Below are 4,802 nucleotides of genomic sequence, written 5' to 3'. Positions count from 1 at the left end.
ACGCCCGCCCGATGGACCCGGCGCAGCTGGAGCGGATGTGCGACGCCATCGCCCATCGCGGGCCGGACGGGCAGGGCGTCTGGACCGCGCCGGGTGTCGCGCTCGGCCATCGCCGCCTCTCGATCATCGACGTCGCCGGGTCGCCGCAGCCGATGGCTTCGGCCGATGGCCGCGCAATGCTCGTCTTCAATGGCGAGATCTACAATTTCCGCGAGCTGCGGGAAGAACTGCGCGCGTCCGGGGCGCGGTTCCGCACCGATGGCGATAGCGAAGTGATCCTGGCCGCCTGGGAGAAGTGGGGGCCGGATTGCCTATCGCGACTGCACGGCATGTTCGCCTTCGCGATCTACGATCTGGAAGCGCGCACCCTGTTCCTCGCGCGCGATCGGCTGGGCGTGAAGCCCTTGTTCCTGGCGACGCTGAGCGATGGCACGCTGGCGTTCGCTTCTGAACTGAAGGCGCTGCTGGCCCATCCGCTGCTGGACCGGAGCATCGATCCGCTGGCGGTGGAGGACTACCTCGCCTGGGGTTACGTGCCCGATACCCGCTCGATGCTGAAAGGCGTGAGCAAGCTGGCCGCCGGGCATTCGCTGCTGGTCGAACGCGGCAAGCCGATGCCCGCCGCGCGCCAGTGGTGGGATATCTCGTTTGCCGAACGCCGCAAGGGCAAAGAGCAGGATCTGGAGGCGGAACTGCTGCACCTGCTGCGCCAGGCGGTGAGTTCGCGCATGGTGGCGGACGTGCCGCTGGGCGCATTCCTGTCGGGCGGGGTGGACAGCTCCAGCGTCGTTGCGCTGATGGCCGAGGCGAGCGGCCAGCCGGTCAAGACCTGCTCGATCGGCTTCGATGTCGCCGCGCTGGACGAAAGCGCCTACGCTCGCCGTATCGCCGAACAATTCGGCACCGATCACCGGGCGCGGCTGGTTTCGCCCGATGATTTCCAGGCAGTCGATGCCCTGGCCGCCATGTTCGACGAACCTTTCGCCGATGCCTCCGCTTTGCCGACATGGCGCGTGTGCCAATTGGCGCGCGAAACGGTGACTGTGGCACTGTCCGGCGATGGCGCGGACGAGGCGTTTGCCGGATATCGCCGCCATTTGTTCCAGCATGGCGAGGATCGCCTGCGCGCGTTCTTGCCGGCGGCCTTGCGCGGCCCCGTGTTCGGCACCCTGGGTGCGATCTACCCCAAGGCGGACTGGGCGCCGCGCCCGTTACGGGCCAAGACGACGCTGCTCTCGCTGGCGGGGGATAGCGCGCAGGGCTACGCGCGCGCCATCGGCGTGACGCCGCCTGAGCACCGCGCCAAGCTCTATTCGCCCGACTTCCAGCGGTTGCGCGGTGACTATCGCGCCGAATCGCTGATGCTGGAGACGATGCGCAACGCCCCAGCGCGTTCCGGGCTGGATCAGGCGCAATATGCCGACCTGAAGATATGGCTGCCGGGCGATATCCTGACCAAGGTCGATCGGACCAGCATGGCCGTGGGCCTGGAGGCGCGCGAGCCGCTGCTCGATCACCGTCTGTTGGAATTCGCGGCGACGCTGCCGGAAAACCTGCGCGTACGGGGCCAGCAGGGCAAGTGGCTGATGAAGCAAGCGATGCGTGGCCACCTGTCCGAAGACATCCTATTCCGCCAGAAGCAGGGCTTCGTCACGCCGATCGAATCGTGGTTTCGCGGGCCGCTCGCGGGCGCGGCGCACGATATTGCCGATAGCACGACCCTGGGACAGACCGGCTGGTTTGATGCTGGGCGGGTCCGCGCGCTTGCACAAGATCATGTCGCGAGACGTGCCAACAACGCACGGATATTATGGCAATTGCTGATGCTAGACCGGTCTCTGGGCCGTCTTTCGCAGGCGCCGGCAACGAAGGTTTAACCCTCGCATCGCCCGCGTGCCGCCACCTCTAGGGCTGAGAAGGGCGCCATTAACTAAACCCTATCTTAGGACATTGGCCCTAGGACGGCTGAGGTAGCCTCAGCGCAGAGCGTCATGACCATAATTAGTCGCCTTACATCGCGTCCGACATCGAACGGCCCCCGGAGCTCTGCTTCTGGTGTGGACGTGTGCACTCGGGCCACCTGCCGGCCACAGCCAGTCAGGCGGCGTGCATGACCTCTCCCATCGTGAAATTGAAGGAAATCTGGCAGAATCGCCGCTGGCGGATCGCGCTCTCGGCGTTGCTGCTGGGCGTCTTCTTCGGCACGATCGGTCGCGCCATGCCGCTGGAAGACATCTTCATCGCGGCACGCGCCAAGCTGCGTTATGAAAAAGCCGACGGTTCGATCGTCATCGTGAAACTCGATGACAAGACTCTGGGCGAAATTCACGACAACGACGTAAATCCCGGCCTCGACGCCCAGCTGATCCAGAAGCTGATGAAGGCCGGTGCGGAAGAGGTTTTCTTTGATCGCACCTACCCATTCTCAGGCGAAGTGCGCGGTGCTGGAGAACTGCAAGCCACGCTTCGCCAATATCCGGATCGCGTTTATTTCGGCGTAGCGCGCAAGCTTTCGCCACAAGCCGGAAATTCGTTGAATATGGTTCCGGCAAGCGCTTTTCTTAAATCGTCGCGGCTGGTTTCGCTTGCGGTCATGGCACAAGCGTTCAACATGGCTTACAGCTTTCCTTACTCCTCAGACAGCGTAGTAGGAAAATTGCCATCGCTGGCGACGGCTATGGCGGGCAAGACCGACTTGAAAGACGGCTTGTTCCAGCCGGATTTCGCAATCGATTACAAGACGATTCCAACCGTCAGCTATTACGACATTCTCGAGGGCAAATTTCGGCCAGAGCAGGTCGCCGGCCGCAAGATGGTCATCGGTTTGACGGCTTCGACGACCGAGTACAAGCCCCTGCCGCTGGGGGACTTCGTGCCCGCGGTATATTTCCACGTGATCGCGGCTCATACCCTGCAAAACGGCGTAGTTACGCAACTGGGCTGGCTTCCGGCATTCATGGTCGTCGGACTTTTGATCGTCACTGGTGTCGGGCGTGGACGTTCGATCGCGCCGATGCGGCTCGTCGGATTGGGCGTGGTGCTGCTCGTCCTGCCGATCGTTATGGATCGCTACGGTTATGAGTTGGAAGTGGTGCCCGCCGCCATCATGGCAATCTACGCCACGTGGCGGGCCAGAACCCTCGATAAGTTTCGCGATGTCAGCGAGACCAACGCCGTTTCGGGATTGCCAAGTTTCCAGGCACTGCGCGCGCAGGATGGTGCGGCATCGGGATTGCTCGTCGCTCTCAAGATCCGGAATTACTCCGGCATCATCCGCAGCTTCGAGGGCTCGGTAGAAGCTGATCTGGCCGCAGAGATTCAGCGCCGCATTCGCATTAGTGAGCCCGATGTCGTTGTCTATCATGAAGGTCAGATGTTCGCTTGGCTTTCAAACCTGACTGACATTGTCGAAATGTTTGAAAACCTTGAGGGTCTTCATCGCATCGCCCAAAACGGCATCGTCATCGGCGGCACTGAGGTGGACGTCGGCTTCAACTGCGGCGTGGACTCTAATCGCGGCAATGGCCTGGGCAATCGTCTCGCCAACGCGGTTCAGTCAGCGGAAGAGGCGGTGCGTTCGGACGAACTGGTCTGCCATCACGATGATGCCGGTGGCGAAGTGCATTGGGAAATCTCCCTCCTCACCTCGCTCGACCGCGCAATCGACAATGGCGAGGTCTGGGTGGCTTTCCAGCCCAAGCTCGATCTGGCGACGAATCGAATCATCGGAGCCGAGGCGCTGGCACGTTGGTCACATCCTGAGCGCGGACCGATCAGTCCGGAGAAGTTCATCGGCATTGCCGAGGAATACCATCGGATCGAGCGGATCACCCGCTTTGTGCTCGACAAGGCTGTCCGGGCGGCTGCCACCCTGGTCCGTGACGGTCATGACTTCTCGGTGTCGGTCAACATCTCCGCGCAGCTGCTGCGCAACCCGCGCCTGCCCAGGATGATCGCCGAGACTCTGGCCGCGCACGATCTGCCCGCACAAAACTTAACGCTGGAGATCACCGAGACCGATCGACTCGATCGCTCGGCTAAGACTTTGCAGATGATGGAAGATTTGGTTGCTGCCGGCCTACGTTTGTCGATTGATGACTTTGGCACCGGCAACGCCACGATCGATTACTTGCGCTACCTGCCCGCTGCCGAGGTCAAGATTGACAAGGTGTTCATCCGCGACGTGGACACGAACATTGGCGATCATCTGTTAGTGCAGTCGATCATTGAGATGGCGCACTCGCTTGGTCGTGAAGTTGTCGCAGAAGGCGTAGAAACCGCAGTGGCCATGGCCGTCCTTAAAAGCCTGCAATGCGATCAAGTTCAGGGATACTACGTAGGTAGGCCTGTCCCATTTCGAGAATTTGTCACGCAATTGCAGGACCTGCCAGCACGACATGCCGGTTAATAAAACGTTGAAGCCCAATTAAGGTTTTGGTAACCCTGTTGTCACCGCAGAAAACTGCGGGTGGCAAATCATGGGGTCTGAAACATGTTCTGGCACTGGCAGAACTTCTGATCTAATTCTTCGATATCGGCGAGTTGTTGCGCTGGACGTCGAAGAGCTAGGAAAAATATCGGCGATCCCAACAACTAAAGGATCGTAGCTATTTCTGACACTTAACTGTGTCGGGTGGGCGTCGCGGGCGTAAGCTCGAGGCGCCTTCAATGTTTTTGGATAGCACAATAGTCGGCACGCGCAGCTCATCGCGGTTCTATCCGCGATTCGTCTCAGCGATGTGGATCAAATGGTGCGAATCAGTCTTCGCCGTGGCCGAGCGCCAGATACTCGGCACTCTGCA

General features: G+C 60.9%; 2 protein-coding genes. Both read left to right on the top strand.

From position 1 onward, the window contains the following. The coding region (locus ACHWRX_RS01225) for an XrtA/PEP-CTERM system amidotransferase (RefSeq protein ID WP_394657791.1) at nucleotides 1-1,877 on the top strand (1,877 nt) is incomplete at its 5' end. Nucleotides 1,878-2,110: 233 nt separating this feature from the next. After that, nucleotides 2,111-4,408 carry an EAL domain-containing protein gene (locus ACHWRX_RS01220; protein ID WP_394657790.1) on the top strand — a complete coding sequence of 766 codons (2,298 nt, stop codon included), beginning with the start codon at nucleotides 2,111-2,113 and terminating at the stop codon, nucleotides 4,406-4,408. Nucleotides 4,409-4,802 lie beyond the last annotated feature (394 nt).

The organism is uncultured Novosphingobium sp. (assembly GCF_964277725.1).
Classification (GTDB): Bacteria; Pseudomonadota; Alphaproteobacteria; order Sphingomonadales; family Sphingomonadaceae; genus Novosphingobium; species Novosphingobium fluoreni.
Note: the sequence above shows the minus strand (reverse complement) of the source record. Positions and strands in the feature narration are given on the sequence as shown.